This window comes from Paenibacillus polysaccharolyticus, assembly GCF_023714295.1.
Taxonomy (GTDB): domain Bacteria; phylum Bacillota; class Bacilli; order Paenibacillales; family Paenibacillaceae; genus Paenibacillus; species Paenibacillus polysaccharolyticus_A.
Genome location: NZ_JAMAUN010000001.1, coordinates 963,778 through 984,923, shown reverse-complemented (window position 1 = coordinate 984,923; position 21,146 = coordinate 963,778). Strand labels below are relative to the sequence as shown.

The following is a 21,146-nucleotide window of genomic DNA, read 5'->3' as shown; positions in this document are numbered from 1 at the left end:
CAGACGGGCTTTTGCATCTCCTGTCGCTTCATCCCGAACCGACTCGGATAAACCACGGACTGCCTCTCTCTATTCATGCATATTCGACTTAATCCACACCCGGATACTCCCGAAATTGATGTTGTAGACTGATCCAGCGTGTACGTGTGAATTTATCAATCGCCCAGTCTCCGCCAAAACGACCTATGCCTGACGATTTCTCTCCGCCAAACATGACATGTGCTTCATCATTCACCGATTGATCGTTGACATGTACCATACCCGATTCAATCTGCCCTGCCACCCGGTACCCCCGCTCCAGATTGGCCGTAAATACAGAGCCACTCAGACCGTAAGGAGTATCATTAGCCAGCCCAATAGCATCCTGCTCATCTGTAGCTTTCATAATGATAGCTACTGGTCCGAACAGCTCCTGCTGTACAATCTCCTGCTCGCGTTGGACATCTGCAAGCACGGTTGGCATAAGCACACTTTCCTGATGTGTTCCGCCAAGCACTAATTGCGCGCCTTCCTCTTTAGCCTGCTTTACGAGCTCTAGAAGCCGTTCCACTTCTTTCTTTCGGATTAGGGGACCCACTAGTGTTTTCTCATCAGCCGGATCACCAGCATGTATGTTTTTCGTTTTGTTAACAAAGGATTGTACAAACCGATCGTAAACATCTTCGTGCACGATAATACGATTTAGCGCCATGCAAATCTGACCCTGATGCAGGAACTTACCGAACACAGCGGCTTGTGCAGCATGCTCAATATCCGCATCATCCAGAACGATCATCGCATTGTTGCCGCCGAGTTCCAGTGCAGTTTCTTTGAGATGTTCACCGGCAAGTTTACCTATACCCTTACCCACTTCTGTAGAACCCGTAAATGAGATTACCTTAGGAATTGGATGTGTGACAAAATAATCCCCAATCTCGCTGCCACTTCCGGCGACTACATTTAATACTCCCTCCGGCAGACCCGCTTGTTCAAACAGATCCGCAATTAGCCACCCTGCCGTAATCGGGGTATCTGAAGCGGGTTTTATCACCACACCATTACCGAGTGCGATCGCGGGTGCGACGGAACGTAAACATAGATGAAGCGGGAAATTCCATGGTCCAATAACGCCGATAACCCCTTTGGGCTCACGGACTACCCGATTTTCTTTGCCCGGCGTATTCGATGGGAGCAGTTCGCCTTTCATTCGAAAAGGAAATGAAGCCGATTCATCCACAATACGTCTCGCTGCGGCAAATTCCGCTTCAGCTTTGATGCGTGTGCTACCGGATTCCGTAATCAGTAGTTGGATTATCTCATCTTTTCGTTCTTCCATTAAAGATGAGACTTTCCGGAGCACCCCTTCTTTAATGGAAGGTAGCGTTGCTTTCCATTCCATCGAACTCTTTTGTGCAGACTCATAAGCCTGATCTATATCCTCCTGACTGGACGAACGCCAGGTTGCGATCACTTCACCCGTATACGGATTGATATTTTCTATCGATTTCTCGCCAGAGCCTTCGATCCATTTACCTGAAATGAACTGTTTAGTCCACGTTGCCGTTTTATGTTGGTTATCCACTAAAGTCATAACACACGCCTCCGATCTTCAGATTAGAATGTACATAAAAAAAAACGATGTCCCATTCATTAACCTTGTTCGAAGTTAGGCAAACGGATTATGCAACCTGAAAGCGGATCGGGCTTTGTCAGCACATGGTCAAAGCCACGTGTGAATTATTCTTTAAAAGAAGTTAAATCAGCCCAGCCATAAGCGATTTCTACCAGATCTTTTTCCCCGATACGAATCGACTGTGTATGAACAGGTATGCCGCCCATTTTTTCGTAAAAACGACACGCCGGGTTTTGCTCCAAAGCCCAAATCATCATATTATCAATCTTGCATGTCTGGAGGTGCTGAACCACCTGCTTCACAAGTTGTCTGCCTATTCCAGAATTTTGATGAGACTGGAGCAGATAAATGGCGTACAGCTCGCCATCATAAGGTAATTTACCTTCGCGTTCCTTACCTCCACAGGCAAAACCGACAATTTCCCCCTCTTCATCCTCGGCGACGATCAAAATCTGATCATTTTCGCTAGCGCGTAACTGCTGCTCCCACTGAGCTAATCGTGATTCTGTAGTCAAAAGATGCAAAACGTGATCTGGCACAATTCCGCGGTATGTCGTTTTCCAGCTCTCTGTATGTACGTATGCGATCCCCCTCGCATCCCCTTCACTTGCTAACCTTATATACATAGCTTCGCCCCCTTTTCAAAAAAAAGAATATCCGGCCTATGGCCGGATCGTAACTCGGGTTCCCACGGATACCTTCGAGGACAAATCCAGCACGTCTGAATTGTACATCCGAATGCAGCCATGTGATACGGACTTGCCAATCGAAGATGGTTCGTTGGTTCCATGAATACCATAATGGGGTTTGGACAGGCCCATCCAGAGCACACCGAAAGGCCCTCCAGGATTCTCCTGTTTGTTGACAATGGTAAACTCTCCGCTTGGAGTGTTGGTCAGCATTTTACCTGTGGCTACCGGATAGCCTTTCACAACATGATCTCCATCCAGCAGGTATAACATATGGTCGGACAAGTCCACAATGATTCTGTAATTCGGCATCACGACATCCCTCCTGCTTTATCCTATGCAAGAGAAATACGGATGCCCAGCCTCATATCAGTCCTGTTCCCAATCTTTGGCCCGCTGGGCATGTTTGGCCTTGCGTGTTTTTACCGGTTTGCTTGAAGCTGTCCGTTTTCGCGAAGCCACCTCTTCCTTGCGCCGCTGATACTGCATTTCTTTCTGCATCTTCAGGAAGTTATGAAGTCGCTTCTCATCCAGCTCACCGTTTTCAATGGCCCCTTTAACTGCACAGCCCTCTTCCTTCGTATGACTGCAATCCATAAATCTGCACGCGCCAGACAGCTCTTCAATCTCTCCAAATGCCTGTGAAAGACCTTCTTCTCCTTCGTCCCAGAGATGAAGTTCACGCATGCCCGGCGTATCGATCAAGACAGCTCCCTGTGGTAATACAAACATCTCCCGGTGTGTCGTTGTATGTCTGCCACGGCTGTCCCCTTCACGCACGGATTGCGTAATCTGAACATCCTTGCCCATCATCCAGTTGACCAGTGTGGACTTACCACTTCCAGAGGAGCCTGTGAGCGCTACAGTTGCACCTGGTTTCAGATAGGTTTCCAGCATTTCCTTCCCTTGTCCTTCGATTGCCGAAATTGCCAGTACCTCCACGCCTGGTGCAATACCCTCCACTTCACGGATTCGTCCCTGCACATCATCACACAGATCACTTTTACTGAGGACAATAACCGGTCTTACTCCCCCGTTCCAAGCCATTAACACATATCTTTCAAGTCTTCTGAGGTTAAAATCATGATTAAGCGCCGCAACGATCAGAAGAGCGTCTACGTTCGCTGCAATCAATTGTTCTTTCGTTACCGGGCCAGCGGCTTGCCTGGATACACGACTCTGACGTGGCAATACATGATGAATAATCACTTCCTCGCCCTGTTCTCCTGCCACAGCTACCCAATCGCCAACAGCAGGTGCAAGCCCTGTCTCCAAGTTGTCATGACGAAGTTTTCCTGACACTTTGCCCCAACATTCTCCGTCCGCTGTGATCAGACGTTGCATATGTCCATGATCCGCAATTATTCGGGCAGGCCGTCTGGATTCCAAGCTCAACAACTGTTCCTCAGACCATCGTTTCTCCCATACCGCAGACCATCCATAATTTTCAATACCTTTACTTTCCATACGTTGATTTAAAATAAAAATTCCTCCCAGATTGTTTATGATTCAGTTGAAGTGTGTTTAAATTCATTTTTTTCACGATACCGTCTTGCATCTCCGATTACAGATCCAAACAAAAAAACCACGAGGTGATTCACACCCGCGGCAATCCATAGTTATCCGAATATGAGGTTGCCTCCACAGCATGTTGAATAACGGTCATCCTGTACTCCGTCCGTTATCCCAGCCCTGGAACTCCCCATATCAGCACACAAAAAAGCCACGGGTACGTCACCCGTGACTTTGTATGAAGGTCTTATCATCGCTCGCCCAAGTTGGATACTTCTATCCAGCTATAGCAAAATCGATGTACCTTGATCCGTTCCGGAGACGCTGTTCCTATTCAACTCCACGTATACTGCCGTTAGATTTGTCATGAACATCGCCTCCCTTGTAGAATATGCCATCATGTTACACAGTCTGTTGTGCGTTTGTCAAGCCCATTGTTTTTTGTAGCTATTCACTCTTTATTTCACTTGATCCCATCTCGTCCACATTTCTCGAGGGTTTAGTTCATACACTCCGTCTTCGCGGTACATGAACTGATGCATGATAAACTCCCTGCGAAGGGTTGCAAAATCCTCATGGTATTCTTGAATAAACGTGTTGATTTCTTTCTCGCTGTACTTGCGTCCAAACTCTAATTGTTCCACCAGATATTCAAGCACAACCAGTTTTTTCTTGTACTGTGCAGGAATTTGACGAAGCCGGCCATCCTTGGAAAAAAAGTTCCTCATGATAGACGTTTTCAGGGTTTCGTTCACATCTGTCATATCAGACTGCTCCTTTCTTTTGAAAATAAAATCAACTGAAGCCTGGGCATGTTCGCGAATGAACGAAGGGTTCAGGGTAAAATAAACCGTATTTTTCTCCCGTCGCTCTTGAATAAGCGCAGCTTCTCTCAGCTTGGCAGCATGATGAGTCACCGTCGGCTGAGACAAGTTAAGACGCTCCGCCAGCGCTTGACCATGCAGTTCTCCTTCGGAAAGCAACAGAAGCATTCGGAGCCGGGTAGGATCAGCCAAGGCTTTATGATAGGCCACAATTTTTTCAAGCTGCATCAACGTACACCTCACATTTAATTAGATGATCATCTAATTTGATACTAGTCTTTATTCATCTGGAAGTCAATTCAATTTATTTTTTGAATGTTCATTACATTGTGCTGTCTTGCAGAACTGGCATTGAAGTGTTATTTACGGTAGGATTATATTGCTTGTAATGAAGGAGGATTAAGAACATGGAAGATGTCATTATTATTGGCGGAGGCCCATGCGGTCTGTCCGCTGCCATTGAATGCGAGCGGGTAGGATTGTCCGCTGTCATTATCGAGAAACACAATATCGTACAGTCCATCTATCTCTACCCAACTCACATGCAATTTTTCAGTACGGCGGAGTTGCTGGAGATCGGGAACGTGCCGTTCAGTTCGGCCAATGACAAGCCGTTTCGTTATGAAGCACTTGCCTATTATCGCAAAGTAGCCGAACATTTCGGCCTGCGTATTCATAATTATGAGGAAGCCCGTGAGATCCAGCGTAAGGAAGACGGCACCTTCGAGGTACATACGGTTAATCGGCGTGGTGAAACCATTGTACATCAAGGGCGACATGTCGTCGTGGCTACCGGCTATTTCGATCACCCGAATTACCTCGGCATTCCAGGTGAAGAAAAGGATAAAGTCACGCATTACTTCCGCGAGGCACACCCATATACCAATACACGTGTGGCTATCATTGGCGGAAGTAACTCAGCGGTTGACGCCGCGATGGAGCTTGTCCGGGTTGGCGCTCATATTGATATGGTATACCGCGGTACAGGTCTGTCTGAGCACATTAAACCTTGGGTTCGACCGTTATTCGAAAGTATGGTGCAGAAAAACCGCATTACGCTTCATCTCGGTTCGCGTGTCAATGAAATTCTGGATGATTCCATTCGAATTGTGCACACAGATGGCTCGGAAAGTGAACTTGAAAATGACTTCGTGCTTGCCATGACCGGCTTCAGACCTGACCGCCAGTTGCTTGCTTCCATTGGAGCAGAGATGTCTGAGGATATGGATAAGCCATTGTATGATCCGCAAACAATGGAAAGCAGTGTACCAGGTGTTTATGTGGGCGGTGTTATCGCTTCGGGGCGTAATGCCAATGAAGTATTCATCGAATCAGGCCGCTGGCATGGACGTTACATTGCTGAACATATCATTAGCAAAACAGAACATCGTGGCAGCAAGAATCATGATCAGTCTGAGGAGCAATGAAATCCATGGATATGACCTCCCTCCTGTTGCTCGTGTTCGCAGCGCTTGGCATCATCAGCAGTAATACACCTGTAACTGTAGCGATGGTATTCCTGTTACTGCTTCGTGTACTTAATGTCAATCAAGCCTTTCCCTGGCTTGAAAAATACGGGCTCACACTAGGTATTATCATTCTGACAGTTGGTGTAATGGCTCCTCTCGCCAGCGGTAAAATGAGCTTGCAGACCATTGGTGAATCGTTTCTGCACTGGAAGTCACTACTCGCCATTGGTGTTGGTTTGCTTGTAGCTTATCTGGGCGGTCGCGGCGCATCGCTGATGAGCACACAGCCAACAGTTGTGGCAGGCCTTTTGATCGGTACAGTTCTTGGCGTTGCCTTGTTCAAAGGTGTACCTGTCGGGCCTTTGATCGCAGCGGGCATCCTGTCCCTGCTTTTAGGTAAATCCTGAACCGTTCGGTACGGTAATCGTGTATGCTTTTGCAAACTGGCTGTATTTCCCACCGCTCTGTGCTATACTTCTATTCATGCAAACCGATACATGAATTTTGCAACAGGGAATGGGCATCTTTCTCACCTTGTCAGATGAACTCATTCAGCACTTCACGACGTTTATCGTCCTCAGGAGGATTCAGGAACCATGTCACGTCCCTTTGTTACCGAAGCCGTGATGGTGGCTATTTACGGTCAATTGCTTGCGCCTCCGGCGCCTGTGGAATATATCGTTCCTTACACCACCATCCTTGAACTATATGAATTTCAGAGCAGTGCTGACCCCATGATGGATAATCCCACAGATGATCAGCATGTTAAAGCCAAGATCAATGAATTAATCTCCTACTTTGAGGAGCCCTTAAATAAGAAAAAGATTGAGCGCGCCCTGGCGGTACCATGGGCAAAAAGCCCGGCCATTCTATTTGGTGATCAGGCCTCCATTACGATTATTAACGCCATGGATACCGCTCAATATGGAGAATATTTTGATCCGATAGAGACAGAGCTTATTCTCACATCCCAACGTCTTGGCATTCCGATTTTGACCGATCAAGTGGAGTTAATCGCCCGGATCATTGAGTCCGAATCACCTGTTCAGGTGTTTGATATCGATGATTTCGATTTTGCAATGGATGATGAACCGCTGGATCAGGTATAATCCAAAAAACACAAAAAAATGCAAAAGACCTCAACTGCCACTGTACAGTGGCAGTTGAGGTCTTTTTGAGTTCAGACACTATAGATTCATCTTCAAGTTGGCTTTGCATACACTACAGATTCACCAATGTATACACTGAAGTTTATCCTGTTACTTCAAACGTTCGTACCGCCTGCAAAACGTATTACTTCAAGCCAGACTGTTCCAATATCGTTTGGCTGATGCTGTTCATCGGAGGAAGTGCATTCGGATCAAAAAACTTCAATCCCGCATCGCTGTTTACCCGTGCTTCCACAAGGTGATCATGAATAATTAGAGCTTTGAATAAGGCAATGACATAGTATTCCTCATCCCCGTTCGCATGCACTTGCCGCAACTCAGGGCCAGAGTATAGCGCCTCAAAGTTGACGGATTCCGTAGTCCACCCTGTCTCTTCCCAAAGTTCACGATGCGCCGCCTCTTCAATGGATTCACCAGGACGCATCTCTCCAACAGGCAATCGCCAATGCCCCTGTTCCGCATGCTGGATGAGCAGCAGCTCACCTTGTTCATTCGTAGCCATTATGGCTGCTTTGACTACAATATTCGCACGTTTCGCAATATATTGCCCAATATCCCGTGCCGGCAGATCCACTCCTCATCCCTCCTTTTAAAAAAGACGGTATTTACTTTCCAGTTATGGGTTAGTGTTTACTGCACTTCAGTATAACGATATTCAATATCCCGGCCATCCTCTACGACATCTACATGCAACTGATGCCCTTTCAGATACCAGTAATCATGATCTTCCATAAAAAATTGAATACCGGAAACTTCCGTTTGATCCGCAGGATGTCTCGGTTTTTCAACGGCAATTCCCAGTGAAAAACCCGGATGAAGACCTCCGCCAGAGCTGTAACGAGCAAAAAAGCGAATGCTGTCTCCTTCATTCAAGTTCAATTCTTCTTTGTACCAGCGGGCTGCTTGGTCGGATACATGTATAGTACTCATATGATGTCAGCTCCTTTTGTATATATATGTTACATCATATCGCTAGAGCGGCTTGAACACAAACCTGCAAATCATAAACACGCATACGATCTTGTGAAAAATGTTTGACAGATTGTAAAAACGGGTGGTAAGATGCAAACATACGAGGTCTACATTGTATTTATTTCCATTAACAAGAAAGGGTGATTACGGTGTTTAACACACATAAGTTGGTTCACATTCACACACAATTAAATACCGGAGTATCCCCGAAATCACTTTTCCGTTCATAAGACAGCGCTTCAGGTGTCTCTTGTTTATCAGACCCCTGTCAAGCTCGCTCACAATACCTTATGTACGGCGGCGGCTCTGCTCTTGGAGTCATGCTGCCGTATGAAGATATAAGACATACCGCCTGCGTGCGGTGTGTCTTTTTTTGTGGGCTTTTTATTGGATTGAACTGCGCTTGAATGAGCCTTAGCAAGCTTTAGCTGTCATTCTGAACGAAACTTTGCACTTCTTGCACATCGAAAGGAAGGGATAACACTTGTTCTCTGTACTTAAAAACCTGGCCTGGTTCTTCAGGCTGGAACGCAAAAGATACCTGGTTGGTGTCATTTTGCTCATTCTTGTGGGGATTGCTGAATTGCTGCCTCCGCGCCTTCTGGGGAACGCCATCGACGAGATCGTACGCGGCTCTATCACAAGCACCTCATTAACGTTTTACATCGCACTTATTCTTGGGACGGTCATTATTATCTATCTGATTACGTACATATGGATGCACAAATTATTCGGCGGAGCCAATCTCGTAGAACGGTTGCTACGCTCCCGCTTCATGGATCACTTGCTGCGAATGACACCACCCTTTTTCGAAAAAAACAGAACCGGAGATCTCATGGCTCGCGCCACCAATGACCTTCGTTCTATTGCTACAACCGCAGGTTTCGGTATGCTCACGTTAACAGACTCCACAGCATTTCTCTTAACTGTACTGTTTGCCATGGGTTTCCTCGTCAGCTGGAAGCTGACCTTGGCTGCAATTCTGCCCCTGCCTTTTATCGCCATCGCTATGATGATCTATGGTAAAGCAGTGCATCAACGTTATACGTTGGCACAGGATGCCTTTGGTGATATGAACGATCAGGTGTTAGAGTCCATTGCAGGTATCCGTGTTGTACGCGCGTACGTTCAGGAACGTCTGGACGAGAAACGATTTGCTGATGTCACGGAAGATGTATATCGCAAAAACTTAGCGGTTGCCCGGATGGATGCTTTATTCGAACCAACCATTCGACTATTCGTAGGTCTGAGTTACGTCATTGCACTGGCCTACGGCATTTATCTTGTATTCCACAATGAAATCACCCTGGGAGACCTCGTATCGTTCAACATGTACCTGGGGATGATGATCTGGCCGATGTTTGCTATCGGTGAACTAATTAACCTCATGCAACGGGGCAGTGCTTCTCTGGATCGGGTGAACGAAACGTTATCCGTAGAGCCTGCTGTTCAGGACAAAGAACATCCTGTTCATATTACGCAGCCGGATGAGATCGTCATGAATGATGTGACATTCCGCTATCCAACCTCTACCGTGGATAACCTCAGTCATATCAATGTTACTATTCAACGCGGACAGACACTTGGCGTGGTAGGACGCACGGGAAGTGGTAAATCCACCCTGCTCAAACAATTGCTGCACGAATACCCTGCTGGATCAGGTACGCTCAGCATTTCAGGACATTCCATTGAGGATATTGCGAAGGATGACCTGCACAGCTGGATCGGATACGTACCACAGGAACAAGTATTGTTCTCCAAATCCGTTCGTCAGAACATTCAATTTGGTAAGCCAAACGCGTCTGATGATGTCATTATGGAAGCGATTCGCACCGCTGCTTTTGACGGCGATCTCGGAACGTTGTCTGACGGTCTCGATACACTTGTAGGTGAAAAAGGTATCGCTTTGTCCGGTGGACAGAAACAACGGGTATCTCTGGCTCGGGCTTTTATCGCTGATCCGGATATCCTTATTCTTGACGATGCCCTGTCTGCTGTTGACGCTCGCACAGAAGCTAAAATCATTGAAAATATTCGCAACAAACGCGCTGGCAAAACAACACTGATCTCGACACATCGCTTGTCAGCTATCGAACACGCAGATCGGATCATCGTGCTGGAGCACGGTAAAATTACGGAAGAAGGCACTCATCAGGAACTACTCGCCAAGAATGGCTGGTACCGTGAACAATATGAACGGCAACAGGTCGAGTCCAATCTGTCCACGTAGGAGGTAACTCATTTGAAGTCCAATACAGGTAAAAGGTTGCTGGATTACGCCTTGAAAGCCAAAGGCACATTCATCGCTGCCTTAATCATGCTGACGATTGGAGTTGCGGCTGAACTCGCCGGACCCTTTATCGCCAAATCCATGATTGATAATCACCTGCTCGCCATTGAGCAGCCATTTTATGAGACGGAAGCTTCGGAAGAAGCCGCCGTTTATCAAGGGAAAAATTATAAACGTGAAGGTTTGTTTGCACCAGACGAAACCAAAGGAGCCGAGGTACGCGTACTGCAAGCCGGCAAAAGCTTTTATTTCGTCGGCGAGCCGGTCAATGCTCCTGACGGCGATCGTTCCTATGCCAACGGAACCTTAACCATAACTCGCGCAGGTGAAGTTACGGGGCAATACGCGGCTGTGCCGCTGTCTGCCGGTGAACTATTTGCCTTTTACAAACCCGAGATGCCAAGCATCTATCAATTAATTGTGTATTATCTGATCTTCCTTGTCATTTCGGTTATTATGGAGTTTGGTAAAACCTTCTGGCTGCAATCCTCTGCCAACAAGGTCATTCAACGGCTGCGGAACGATGTGTATGCGCACATTCAGCGGTTGCCCGTGAACTTTTTTGATAACCTGCCCGCAGGTAAGGTCGTTTCTCGGGTCACTAATGATACCGAAGCCGTCAAAGATCTGTTTGTGGCGGTACTGTCCAACTTTTTCTCAGGCATTATTACGATAACAGGAGTTTATATCGCTCTCTTCCTGCTCGATGTACGTCTGGGTTTGATTTCACTATTCGTTGTACCGATGCTCATTGCATGGATTGTGCTCTATCGCAAATTCGCCACCCGATACAATACAATCATTCGCTCGCGACTGAGTGAGATTAATGCAATCATTAACGAGTCCATTCAGGGCATGTCCATCATTCGTGTGTTCCGTCGCCAGAAGCAAACTCGCCAGGAATTCGAAGAACTGAATGAAGACTATATGAAACATCAGAACAAAATGCTCAATCTGAATGCCTTTACCTCTCATAACCTGGTGAATGTGTTGCGGAATATCGCCTTTGCCGTAGTTCTGTGGTACTTTGGAGCAGGTGCGATAACGGGCACAAGTATTATTTCACTCGGTGTATTGTATGCCTTTGTTGATGTTCTCGGTCGGTTGTTCCAGCCGATCATCGGTATGGTGAACCAACTTGCGAACCTGGACTCCTCCCTAGTCTCCGCCGGCCGTGTATTTGAGCTGATGGACGAAAAAGGAGAACCGGTAACGGACGGATCTATGCCGAGATACAAAGGTAATGTCGTCTTTGACGATGTGTCTTTCGCTTATAAAAAGGATTATGTGCTGAATAACATCTCGTTCAAAGCTTCACAAGGTCAGACCGTGGCACTCGTGGGTCACACCGGTTCCGGTAAAAGTTCGATCATTAATCTACTGTTCCGGTTTTATGATCCGCAAAAAGGCAAAATCACGATTGACGGACAGAACGTTAAGGAATTGCCGAAGCAGTGGATTCGTGAGCACATGGGGATCGTACTGCAAGACCCCTATCTCTTCACAGGCACGATTGCTTCCAATGTCAGTCTGGGTGATGAAAAAATATCCCGGGAGCGCATTGAGCAGGCATTGCGTGATGTAGGTGCAGAACGTATTTTGGCGCATCTGCCACAAGGTTTTGACGAGCCGGTAGTTGAGAAAGGGAGCACACTGTCTGCTGGTCAGCGGCAGTTGATTTCTTTTGCACGCGCACTCGCCTTCGATCCCGCGATCCTGATTCTGGACGAAGCCACCGCCAACATTGATACGGAGACGGAAGCTTTGATCCAGAACGCGCTGGAAGTCCTCAAAAAAGGACGTACTACTTTCATCATCGCCCATCGTCTGTCAACCATTCGCTCTGCAGATCAGATTCTCGTGCTGCATCGCGGAAAAATTGTAGAGCAAGGTGCGCATGATGAGTTGATGGAGCTGAAAGGCCGGTACTATCAGATGTATCAATTGCAACAAGGGGCTCAAGGCGAAGCCATGGCCGATGGCTCGACTCGTTCAGCTGATGCTTTTAGTACATCTTCGCCATCACTCGCCGGAGGAAATGTGTAATTTTCTTCTCTTTCGCTATCATTTAGCAGAACATATTTCGTCAACAAGGACATCCGGCCAGCATTAAAACAACACATAAAACCCGTTCTATACAGTAGCCTTCAGGTTACTGACAGAACGGGTTTTATTATTGCTCTACGACAATATCTTCACCTTATAATAAAAGACCGTCTCTTCACTTTTAAGTTCGCCCTCTAAGTCCAGCCTCTAACTGTATATCCCATATACATCATTATTTCTCGGACAAGGAACGGGATTTGCGTACTCCAGCTGTGATACGCGGTCGTTTGTGTAGGAGATGGTACGGCGTCCATGCCAAGTTCGGCTGCCATTTTCATGGAACGTTTCATATGCAGAGGGTCGCTGACAATAGTGTAGGTACGATAACCTTCCCTCTTACCTATTTCCAGCGCATATATAAGATTCTCTTGGGTGATTACCGACTTGTCCTCCACCTGAATGTGCTCCGGTTTCACGCCTTGCGTAAGAGCATACTGGCGTCCGACCAAAGCTTCAGCAGGAATACCTTCTTGACTGGAGCCCCCAGTAAAAATGAGGTTACGAACTGTGCCTGCTCTATATAACCTTATGGCTTGTTCAATTCGTTCACGGAATACCGGCGAGGGAATATCTCCTTGCACCGCTGCACCCAACACAATCGCTGCATCAGATGTTCTTGGTGAGCTTTCATGCATATACGAGAGAATACTTGCGGCTGTGACCACTGCCCAGATGAGAATAAATAAGAGCAACGATGCCAACCCCATAACTACACTCCGTTTTGTGATACCTTTACAGCTACGTTTTGATTGAATGTTTGTCACTCATAATTCCTCATCTGGCCCACGTTCCTGAAATCTCGCCGCATGCATTCGTTCCAGAGCAACCCATGCTGCCGCAGACTCATCCTTTAGTCCCAATGCTGCCATCCAGGCACCTATATATTGCTGGAGTACGAGCTCCAGTTCCTGTGCACGTTCTTTAAAATCTTGCAATTCCTTAATCATACGTGTCCGACCTTCCGGACTGAAGGTTTCATGAATGCGCTCTTTGAAATAATGATGCACAATCCGATTTCGTTGCTGCCATAATTCATTCAGACTGCTTATTTCTTCTTCGGAAAACGTAAAATGATGCCGTGCTTCATGAATAAGTTGCCCCAGTGAACTACTCATCTTCCGCTCGTACAGCTCCTCTAGTTCCTCCTCAGTTACCACCTTGCCTTGTGACATTTTAGTTAACAAAATAAGATTAACCAGTTGCTGTTCCAGCGCCTGTCCATAATATACGGCCAAGCCGTAATAGGCAAACAATTCCTTGGAGTGTTCGCTGTCCAGCATGAAATCATTCTGGAAATCCGTGTTATGCATATGCGAGCGCTCCTTTCTATCCGTGCACCTTGGCTGTTTATTATGTCTCTATCGTAACGAAACTGCAAACAACATTCAAGTTGCCGTAAAAGCCAGCGCATAACTTCGGATTCCCTCCTGTTTTCGCAATCTGAACTTAGATCACATCTGCTCGGGAGCACGTACGCCCAATAAAGACAAGTTGTACGCCAACCGTTTGGCGGTATGTTTGGCCAATTCCACCCGAAAAGCTCTGACACCTGACGGTGCATCCGCAATTCGTTCAGCATGATAAAACCGGTTGAAGGCTTGGGCAACGTCTATCGTGTATTTAGCAATCACGGATGGTTCGTTGCGAAGCACAGCTTTTTCCAGATAAGACGGATAGTCACTCAGCAATTTCAGCAACGCCCAAGAGGTATCGCCCACAATAGCCGTTGGAGGGTTATTCATCTGGTCCGTGTCCAAATCCATTTCCTGTTCATCACGTGACACATTAGCGGCTTTGGCAAGGACACTTTGAATTCGGGCATGGGTATATTGCACATAAGGGCCAGTTTCCCCTTCAAAACTTACCGCATCCTCCAGCGAAAAATCAATGTTATTCATGCGATTGTTGCGCAGATCACCAAAGATAATCGCCCCTACACCAACGGCTTCGGCTACCTGCTCAGCCTGCTCCAGATTCGGATTTTTTTCCTGAATAATTTGCAGGGCACGAGCGACGGCTTCATCCAGTACTTCCTGTAAAAAAACAACCTTTCCCCGGCGTGTGGACATCTTCCGCCCCTCGAAACGCATTAGACCAAACGGAATATGCTCACAATGGTCTGCCCAGCCATACTCCATCTTGGACAATACCGTAAATACTTGACGGAAGTGAAGGCTCTGCTCCCCACCAACGACGTACAACAACTTATCTGCCTGCATCACATCATGACGATAGATTGCTGTTGCCAAATCCCGGGTTGGGTAGATCGTCGTTCCATCTTTTTTAATAATCAGACATGGCGGCATGTTCTCTTCATCCAGCCGTACAACGAGAGCACCGTCACTTTCCTGTAGCAACTCCTTGACCTGAAGTTCCTCCACAACTGCACCCATCTTGTCATTATAAAAGCTCTCACCCAGCGTATGGTCAAAATCCACATTTAAGCGTTCATACATCCGGTTAAACTCCTGCATACTCACCTTTACGAAGAAAGTCCATAAACGCTGCGCTTCTTCATCCCCCTGCTCCAGCTTACGGAACCATTCCCGTGCTTCGGTTTCGAGAGATGGATCTTTCTCTGCTTCATCATGAAAACGAACGTATAGTTCGAGAGAATTACGAATCGGATCTGCTTGTAACATCTCTTCGTTTCCCCACCGCTTATATGCCGTGATTTGCTTGCCAAACTGCGTCCCCCAGTCCCCTAGGTGATTCACACTTATCGAGGTATAACCCGCTTCGTTATATAAACGATACAACGCTGCACCAATAACAGTGGAACGCAAATGTCCAATGCCAAAAGGTTTCGCGATGTTAGGTGAGGACATATCAATAACAACACGTGCTCCTTGCCCGAGATGCAGTTTACCAAATGTCTCGCTACCCACTTCCTCGAGCAATTGGGGCGCCAAGACATTCCGGTCAAAACGAATGTTCACATAAGGACCTGCTGCTGTAGCATCCATACCCTCCGTCTGTAATGCAACGGCAATTTCTCCAGCAATAACGACCGGTGCCTTTCTTAACGACTTGGCTAACGTAAAACAGGGAAATGCAGCATCTCCCATCTCCTCCTGCGGCGGGACTTCCAATAATCTCAATACTTCTTCTAGTGTGAGCCCGGTTAACGGGGCAATCTGAGTTGCAGCCTGCTTCAATAACACATCTAACACTCCTTCTCTGCATGATATATGCCTTAAAATAAACGCAAAAAAGCTCTCGTCTCTTCAAATAAGAGACGAGAGCTGTGTTTACAGTTCCCGCGGTACCACTCTAAGTGAACGGTAACCTGTATTACAGCATGCTGCAAGAAGGTGTAACCGATCCGCTCGGTGCAAATAACGGTTGCATGCCGGATTACCCTCAAATCCATATACAACGAACTCCAAATGGAGCCTTTACATGGCTTCGGGTAACCATCTCACGGGTGCGCTTCACACAGTTCATCACATACCGGCTTACACCTGTCCCGGCTCGCTGTCATGGTTGATTCTGGGCTACTCTCCCGATCACGGATATTGCTGTTTCGATCATTTCAGATCATTATACATATCCTGGTATGGATTAGCAACCCTGTTCTTTTAAAGTGATAACATAGATAATTTAAGCAACCGCAGACATTAAACGGCAAGCTTCAGCACATCTACGGCAAGCTTCAGCGCAGGCCTGACAATGATCATGTCCATGTTTACCACATTCTGCCGCACAGGCTTCACAAGCTTTGACACACAATTCACAGATTTCACCGATGAAATCACTTCCGCGTGTCATGGCTTGCGCTGCAAATGCACAGATATCAGCACATTCCCGGTTCAGACGAATACAGTCACGAAGCATTGCCAAATCATATTCTTTCAGACTCGATATGTAACATACGTTGCAAGCATTCATACACTCCAGGCAAGCATCGATACATTGTTGGTATTTTTGTTGTGTCATTTAAAGTTACCTCCCAGGCAAAGTTTGCTATGCTTCTTAATACCCATCCGGGAGCAACTTTGAACCATTAACCTAGTCTTGGTTGACCGCTTCCAATTCCAGCAATTGTTCACGGATGGCCGTTTGATCAAAATGCTCACCGATAAACACAGCTACATTCGGAACGTCTCCTTGAGGTGTGATCTTCATGTAATCCGACTCACGATAAGCATATTGGAACCAGAACCTGCTTGCGGTATCGCTAAACGAAAGGATTCCTTTTGCCCGATATACGTCACGCGGCAAGCTAGCCACAAACTGTTCGAATGCTTCGCTATTCACAGGTTGACTGAAATAATGTGTGTATACCATGACATGATCATGTGATGTGTGTGGCTTGACAGAATGCTCGTGGTGGTCGCTTGAATGGTTACCGTCACTTTGATCCGTTTGATCATGTCCATGATTGCATCCATTAGTACGGCAAGCATCTGTATGCACATGAGTCTTTCCTTCATTTTTCGATTCATCGCCTGCTATATTGGATGGGTGAATGTGAACGTCGGAACCACTATGAAGCAATTGTTCCATGGAAACCTCACATTTGACCGATGGAATTACGGGGGCGAAGCCATTCCATTTGTTCAGAAGCTCTTCCAAGTCCTGCAGTTGCTGTTCTTGAACCCGATCCGTTTTATTCAAAAGCAACACCGAAGCACAACGAATCTGTTCTTGCATCAATTTGAAGGTTTTTCCTTTTTGCTCCTGATACAGACCCGACAGATGAGCCGCATCCACTACGGTGATCAAACTTTTCAGCTCCAAACGCATATATAGAGAAGTTTCCGTCACCGCATCCAAAATTTCCATCGGATTCGCTGCGCCCGTTGCCTCAATCACAATAACATCAGGTGACTCTTCTTGAACGAGGTCTGCCAGTTGCAGCCCGAGATCTCCTCGTACAGTACAGCAGATGCATCCGCCCAACATTTCTGTCATGGGCACTTCCTCATCTACGATCTGGCCATCCAGATTCACTTCACCCAGTTCATTCATCACCACAGCAGGACGAAGCTGCTGCTGTTTCCAGTGTTCAATGAGCTTTACAAGCAATGTCGTTTTACCGCTGCCCAAAAAACCGGACAAAATATATACAGGAATACTTGATTTTTGTTCATTCATGATACTCATTATTTACACACCTCTCTGCCCATCTGTACCCTTAGTCTGACTCTATTAAGCGAGTGTACACTATCCTTCAATTGTTGTGCAATATACCTGTTCTGTTGACGAAAACTTCATTGCCGGATTCATTTGAATGGTCTATGCTATGAGGACATGTTTATTTGAGGAGGATTTCAATGACCAATTCTGTTGAACAGCATCGTCAGGAAGCTCCACAAACGGTGGCCTGCATGGTTGTTACCGTTTCGGACACACGTACCAAAGAAACCGATACAAGCGGTCAACTTATGCATGAGTTGTTACACCAAGCTGGCTACCAGGTTGTCAATTATATCATCACACCTGACGAGACAGAACGGATTCAGACGATTTTGCAAGATGCCGTTGTCCGGGATGATATCGAAGCCGTACTGTTAAGTGGAGGTACCGGTATTGCTCCAAGGGATACTACATATGAAGCTGTATCTTCCCTTCTGGACAAAGAACTGCCAGGCTTTGGCGAAATATTCCGTTACTTAAGTTATACTGAAGATATTGGTTCAGCAGCTATTCTCAGCCGGGCAGTTGCCGGAACCATCGGGCGTACAGCTGTATTTTCAATGCCTGGCTCTCGCGGGGCCGTTAAACTTGCCATGGAACGCATTATTTTGCCTGAACTGCGCCATGTGATGCGCGAAATATATAAACCCGTCTGAATTATCAGACGGGTTTGTTTTTTTCACTTGGACAGTTTGTATGTCACTGCTCTTTTATTTGTTGCAGCACATGTTCAAATACTGGCAGAACGTCCTTTTCATACATATCTTTTTCTCCACCGGAAGCCGTGTAGACAAGAGATACATGCCCTTTGCTACGGATTGTCGTTCTGCCCAGTGCATTCTCCAGAACCGCATTTTCTTTAGATTCTCCATACATTTCTTCCATTCGTGCTGCACGGATTTTCGCGTCACGATAAATGTGTACTTTCACGATATGTCTTGCACTGCCATTTAATAAATACATATATGACATGCCACCATCAGCATCATCCTCGAACATATTGTTCATCAGCTTAATATGTTTGGCAGCAAAACCGTTTGTCATTTCTCTCGCTAACGTACCGTTTAAGCCGTGACCTTGTTGCTTGGCTCTGAAATTCCCTTCCGTTGTTGCTTCTCCTGTATAAAGCTTCCGTTCCTGCTCCATAGATGAAGAGGAGCAAGCCGCTAGAGATACTGCACTCAGAAGTACCACGCTACTTAACATCAAATACCGTTTTACATTTTGCGCTATAAGATAAGGTCTTTTCTCCTTTGACAACATGCTAATCCTTCCTTTCCATGAGCCACGGTACTGTGACTCTTTAAGGTAGAATTAGCATGTCTAAGAGATACACATTTTATTCCAAGTAAGCTTTATTCAGAGGAGACACGCACAACGGTGCGCCCAACTGCCCCGCCCTGTAGTATGTTCTCTAATGTATGCGGCAATTGCTCTAGTGTTATCTCCTGAACCCCTAGCGCAAGTGCACGGTCTGGCTTCCATTCACCGCCCAGCTTGTTCCAGATTCGTTCTCGACGTTCCATAGGACAATACACTGAATCAATACCAATTAACTGGATGCCACGTAAAATAAATGGGAACACGGTTGATTCAAATTGATTTCCTCCAGTTAGACCGGATACGGCAATAGCTCCGCCATACTGAACTTGCTTCAATCGCTCCGCCAGTGCTGGCCCCGCGGTTGGATCAACGATGCCTGCCCATTGCTGTCTGCCCATGGCCCCCTTGATCGGGGCATCTGCTTCTTCACGTGAAATGACTTCGGAAGCTCCCAAATTGCGAAGCAGTTCCTCTTCTTGCTGCTTTTTACCTGTGCTTGCCGTCACTTCAAAACCAAGCTTTGCAAGGATAGCTATCGCCATACTACCGACGCCTCCCGTAGCCCCAGTAACTAGCACTTTGCCCATTGCTGGCGTTACCCCCGCTTGTAACAAAGCGTCTACCGAAAGTCCGGCGGTGAAACCTGCCGTTCCGATAGCCATCGCTTCTTTTTCACTCAGCCCTTGCGGAAGAGGCACTAACCACTCGCTTCGAAGACGTGCATATTCACTATATCCCCCGTAATGGGAGACTCCAGGTTCAAACCCCGTACTAATGACCCGATCCCCAGGCGCAAAACGTCCACTCACGGATTCATCTACCGTCCCGGCCATATCGATTCCAGGTATCATCGGATAGTTTCGTATGACACCTCCTACTTCCAGAGATGCTAATCCATCCTTATAATTTACACTGGAATAGTGTACCTGTACGATCACATCCCCGTTAGGAAGGTCCTCTTTTTTCAACTGCTCGATATTAGCTGTGACTCCCTTCTGATCCTCCTTACGGATCACATAAGCCTGAAATTGCTCTTTCATCGGTCTCATCTCCTTATTTTCGTTCCGTGAGCAGATATAATAATGGCCCAGCAAGCGGCAGTAATCCTGCCCACGCCCAGCTTGTTGTTCGCCCGTTCGCTCTGGCATCCCGAAAGATCGCATACATAGACAGCAACGTCAGTACTGCGAAATCAATCGTCATGATATGTACAAACGAGGATTGATAAAATGCATCAACGAAGCGATCGGGATTGCCTTCGGTCAACGCATAAAGTGCTGAACCTAATGTTAGTAACAACAAGATTAGATGAGTCAACTTATGCGATGCCAGTCGCGGAACACCTCGCTTCGACTGTTTAACAGTTGGTACTGGTTCATGAATGCCTATTCGGGATGGTGCAACCAGTGCGAAATAGGGCAATAACGCAAATGCTCCAAGCCCGAAAGAAAACAGGACAAACGGCCATGCCGGTATCCGCTGCCCCTTCGATGCTGTCACTGATTTTCGAAGTAGAATACATGCATACACAGCCGGAAAAATGCCCAACCATGAGAACACCGTCAATAGCCATGGTTCCTTGCTCTGCAATGTAAGTAATTCCTTGAATATCGGATCATTCCCAGGAGAATTCCCCGGCGCCATAAAAAGCGCATAAGCTATAAATGCAACCCATAGTAGTCCAAGCATGTATCTCATTAGTCACCCTCCTCTACCTTTCATCCCCTTCCGACACAAGTTTGAAACAGAGCTGATTTTCATTCCAGTTCACCTCTTTCTAAGGTGCCCCTTCCTGTCGAAGTCCCTTCGGAATGTGGCGGCATTTGGCGTTTCCTGCGCTTTCCCGAGAAATAATTGATTTGATCTTATTTGGGTAAACGCTTGGAATAGGTGATGCAATAGATGACAATAGGACGCTATGCAAAAGTCGCTTCACATATATGCTTATTAAAAGTGTACCTCTTCCTCCAACATACTTCTATGAAGCTGCACACATATTCATTGAAAATCATCATCGTATCATCATATCAAAAAGGCA

At 46.6% G+C, this 21,146-nt stretch carries 21 protein-coding genes and 1 other annotated feature; of the genes, 6 read left to right on the top strand and 15 right to left on the bottom strand.

Going from position 1 to position 21,146, the window contains the following annotated elements:
• Nucleotides 1–88: 88 nt before the first annotated feature.
• The 5 genes from M3629_RS04780 to M3629_RS04760 all read right to left on the bottom strand — a co-directional run bounded on the left by M3629_RS04780 (nt 89) and on the right by M3629_RS04760 (nt 4,865).
• Entirely contained in the window at nt 89–1,570 is a 1,482-nt protein-coding gene (locus M3629_RS04780; RefSeq protein WP_251503097.1) for an aldehyde dehydrogenase family protein, read from the bottom strand.
• Nucleotides 1,571–1,716: 146 nt separating this feature from the next.
• Nucleotides 1,717–2,238, bottom strand: coding sequence for a GNAT family N-acetyltransferase (locus tag M3629_RS04775; protein ID WP_251503096.1), 522 nt, complete (start codon nt 2,236–2,238; stop codon nt 1,717–1,719).
• A gap of 36 nt (nt 2,239–2,274) precedes the next feature.
• Nucleotides 2,275–2,613, bottom strand: coding sequence for a L,D-transpeptidase (locus tag M3629_RS04770; RefSeq protein WP_251503095.1), 339 nt, complete (start codon nt 2,611–2,613; stop codon nt 2,275–2,277).
• A 57-nt stretch (nt 2,614–2,670) separates the two neighbouring features.
• Entirely contained in the window at nt 2,671–3,768 is a 1,098-nt protein-coding gene (gene rsgA, locus M3629_RS04765) for a ribosome small subunit-dependent GTPase A (RefSeq protein WP_435368176.1), read from the bottom strand.
• Nucleotides 3,769–4,271: 503 nt separating this feature from the next.
• The gene (locus tag M3629_RS04760) at nt 4,272–4,865 is read right to left on the bottom strand and encodes a metalloregulator ArsR/SmtB family transcription factor (protein WP_251503093.1); all 594 of its coding nucleotides are present in this window, start codon (nt 4,863–4,865) and stop codon (nt 4,272–4,274) included.
• A gap of 179 nt (nt 4,866–5,044) precedes the next feature.
• Here M3629_RS04760 and M3629_RS04755 point away from each other — a divergent pair, with 179 nt between their 5' ends.
• From M3629_RS04755 to M3629_RS04745, 3 genes are all read left to right on the top strand, one after another.
• A complete protein-coding gene (locus tag M3629_RS04755) occupies nt 5,045–6,064 on the top strand; it encodes a YpdA family putative bacillithiol disulfide reductase (protein WP_251503092.1) in 1,020 nt (339 codons plus the stop codon).
• Between the two features lie 5 nt (nt 6,065–6,069).
• Nucleotides 6,070–6,513, top strand: a complete 444-nt coding sequence (locus M3629_RS04750; RefSeq protein WP_251503091.1) for a DUF441 domain-containing protein — start codon at nt 6,070–6,072, stop codon at nt 6,511–6,513.
• 189 nt (nt 6,514–6,702) lie between these two features.
• Complete coding sequence (locus M3629_RS04745; RefSeq protein WP_145329891.1) at nt 6,703–7,215, top strand: ADP-heptose synthase; 513 nt, start codon at nt 6,703–6,705, stop codon at nt 7,213–7,215.
• A 184-nt stretch (nt 7,216–7,399) separates the two neighbouring features.
• On the opposite strand, the gene M3629_RS04740 is transcribed toward M3629_RS04745, so the two are convergent.
• Together M3629_RS04740 and M3629_RS04735 are read right to left on the bottom strand one after the other, a co-directional pair.
• Nucleotides 7,400–7,849: an NUDIX domain-containing protein gene (locus M3629_RS04740; RefSeq protein ID WP_251503090.1), complete on the bottom strand. Its 450-nt coding sequence runs from the start codon at nt 7,847–7,849 to the stop codon at nt 7,400–7,402.
• A 56-nt stretch (nt 7,850–7,905) separates the two neighbouring features.
• Nucleotides 7,906–8,205 (bottom strand): HesB/YadR/YfhF family protein, encoded by a 300-nt coding sequence (locus tag M3629_RS04735; RefSeq protein ID WP_123067104.1) that lies wholly within the window; start codon nt 8,203–8,205, stop codon nt 7,906–7,908.
• Nucleotides 8,206–8,731: 526 nt separating this feature from the next.
• Between M3629_RS04735 and M3629_RS04730 the strand changes: the two genes are divergently transcribed.
• Both M3629_RS04730 and M3629_RS04725 read left to right on the top strand, forming a co-directional pair.
• Complete coding sequence (locus M3629_RS04730; RefSeq protein ID WP_090921082.1) at nt 8,732–10,477, top strand: ABC transporter ATP-binding protein; 1,746 nt, start codon at nt 8,732–8,734, stop codon at nt 10,475–10,477.
• A gap of 12 nt (nt 10,478–10,489) precedes the next feature.
• Nucleotides 10,490–12,583 (top strand): ABC transporter ATP-binding protein, encoded by a 2,094-nt coding sequence (locus M3629_RS04725; protein WP_251503089.1) that lies wholly within the window; start codon nt 10,490–10,492, stop codon nt 12,581–12,583.
• Between the two features lie 194 nt (nt 12,584–12,777).
• On the opposite strand, the gene M3629_RS04720 is transcribed toward M3629_RS04725, so the two are convergent.
• The 5 genes from M3629_RS04720 to M3629_RS04700 all read right to left on the bottom strand — a co-directional run bounded on the left by M3629_RS04720 (nt 12,778) and on the right by M3629_RS04700 (nt 17,752).
• Nucleotides 12,778–13,350 carry a YdcF family protein gene (locus M3629_RS04720; RefSeq protein ID WP_251503088.1) on the bottom strand — a complete coding sequence of 191 codons (573 nt, stop codon included), beginning with the start codon at nt 13,348–13,350 and terminating at the stop codon, nt 12,778–12,780.
• Between the two features lie 57 nt (nt 13,351–13,407).
• Nucleotides 13,408–13,953, bottom strand: coding sequence for a hypothetical protein (locus M3629_RS04715; RefSeq protein WP_154958924.1), 546 nt, complete (start codon nt 13,951–13,953; stop codon nt 13,408–13,410).
• Between the two features lie 141 nt (nt 13,954–14,094).
• Nucleotides 14,095–15,807: an arginine--tRNA ligase gene (argS, locus tag M3629_RS04710; RefSeq protein ID WP_251503087.1), complete on the bottom strand. Its 1,713-nt coding sequence runs from the start codon at nt 15,805–15,807 to the stop codon at nt 14,095–14,097.
• Nucleotides 15,808–15,874: 67 nt separating this feature from the next.
• Nucleotides 15,875–16,165, bottom strand: a binding site (T-box leader).
• 81 nt (nt 16,166–16,246) lie between these two features.
• Nucleotides 16,247–16,582, bottom strand: coding sequence for a four-helix bundle copper-binding protein (locus tag M3629_RS04705; RefSeq protein ID WP_251503086.1), 336 nt, complete (start codon nt 16,580–16,582; stop codon nt 16,247–16,249).
• Between the two features lie 72 nt (nt 16,583–16,654).
• On the bottom strand, nt 16,655–17,752 hold the full coding sequence (locus M3629_RS04700; RefSeq protein WP_435368175.1) for a CobW family GTP-binding protein: 1,098 nt from the start codon (nt 17,750–17,752) through the stop codon (nt 16,655–16,657).
• A gap of 170 nt (nt 17,753–17,922) precedes the next feature.
• On the opposite strand from M3629_RS04700, the gene M3629_RS04695 reads away from it, so the two are divergent.
• Nucleotides 17,923–18,441, top strand: a complete 519-nt coding sequence (locus M3629_RS04695; protein ID WP_285888169.1) for a MogA/MoaB family molybdenum cofactor biosynthesis protein — start codon at nt 17,923–17,925, stop codon at nt 18,439–18,441.
• A 43-nt stretch (nt 18,442–18,484) separates the two neighbouring features.
• On the opposite strand, the gene M3629_RS04690 is transcribed toward M3629_RS04695, so the two are convergent.
• The 3 genes from M3629_RS04690 to M3629_RS04680 form a co-directional block, all read right to left on the bottom strand.
• The gene (locus M3629_RS04690) at nt 18,485–19,048 is read right to left on the bottom strand and encodes a hypothetical protein (RefSeq protein ID WP_251503085.1); all 564 of its coding nucleotides are present in this window, start codon (nt 19,046–19,048) and stop codon (nt 18,485–18,487) included.
• A gap of 92 nt (nt 19,049–19,140) precedes the next feature.
• On the bottom strand, nt 19,141–20,148 hold the full coding sequence (locus tag M3629_RS04685; RefSeq protein WP_251503084.1) for an oxidoreductase: 1,008 nt from the start codon (nt 20,146–20,148) through the stop codon (nt 19,141–19,143).
• Nucleotides 20,149–20,161: 13 nt separating this feature from the next.
• A complete protein-coding gene (locus M3629_RS04680; RefSeq protein ID WP_251503083.1) occupies nt 20,162–20,806 on the bottom strand; it encodes a hypothetical protein in 645 nt (214 codons plus the stop codon).
• Nucleotides 20,807–21,146 lie beyond the last annotated feature (340 nt).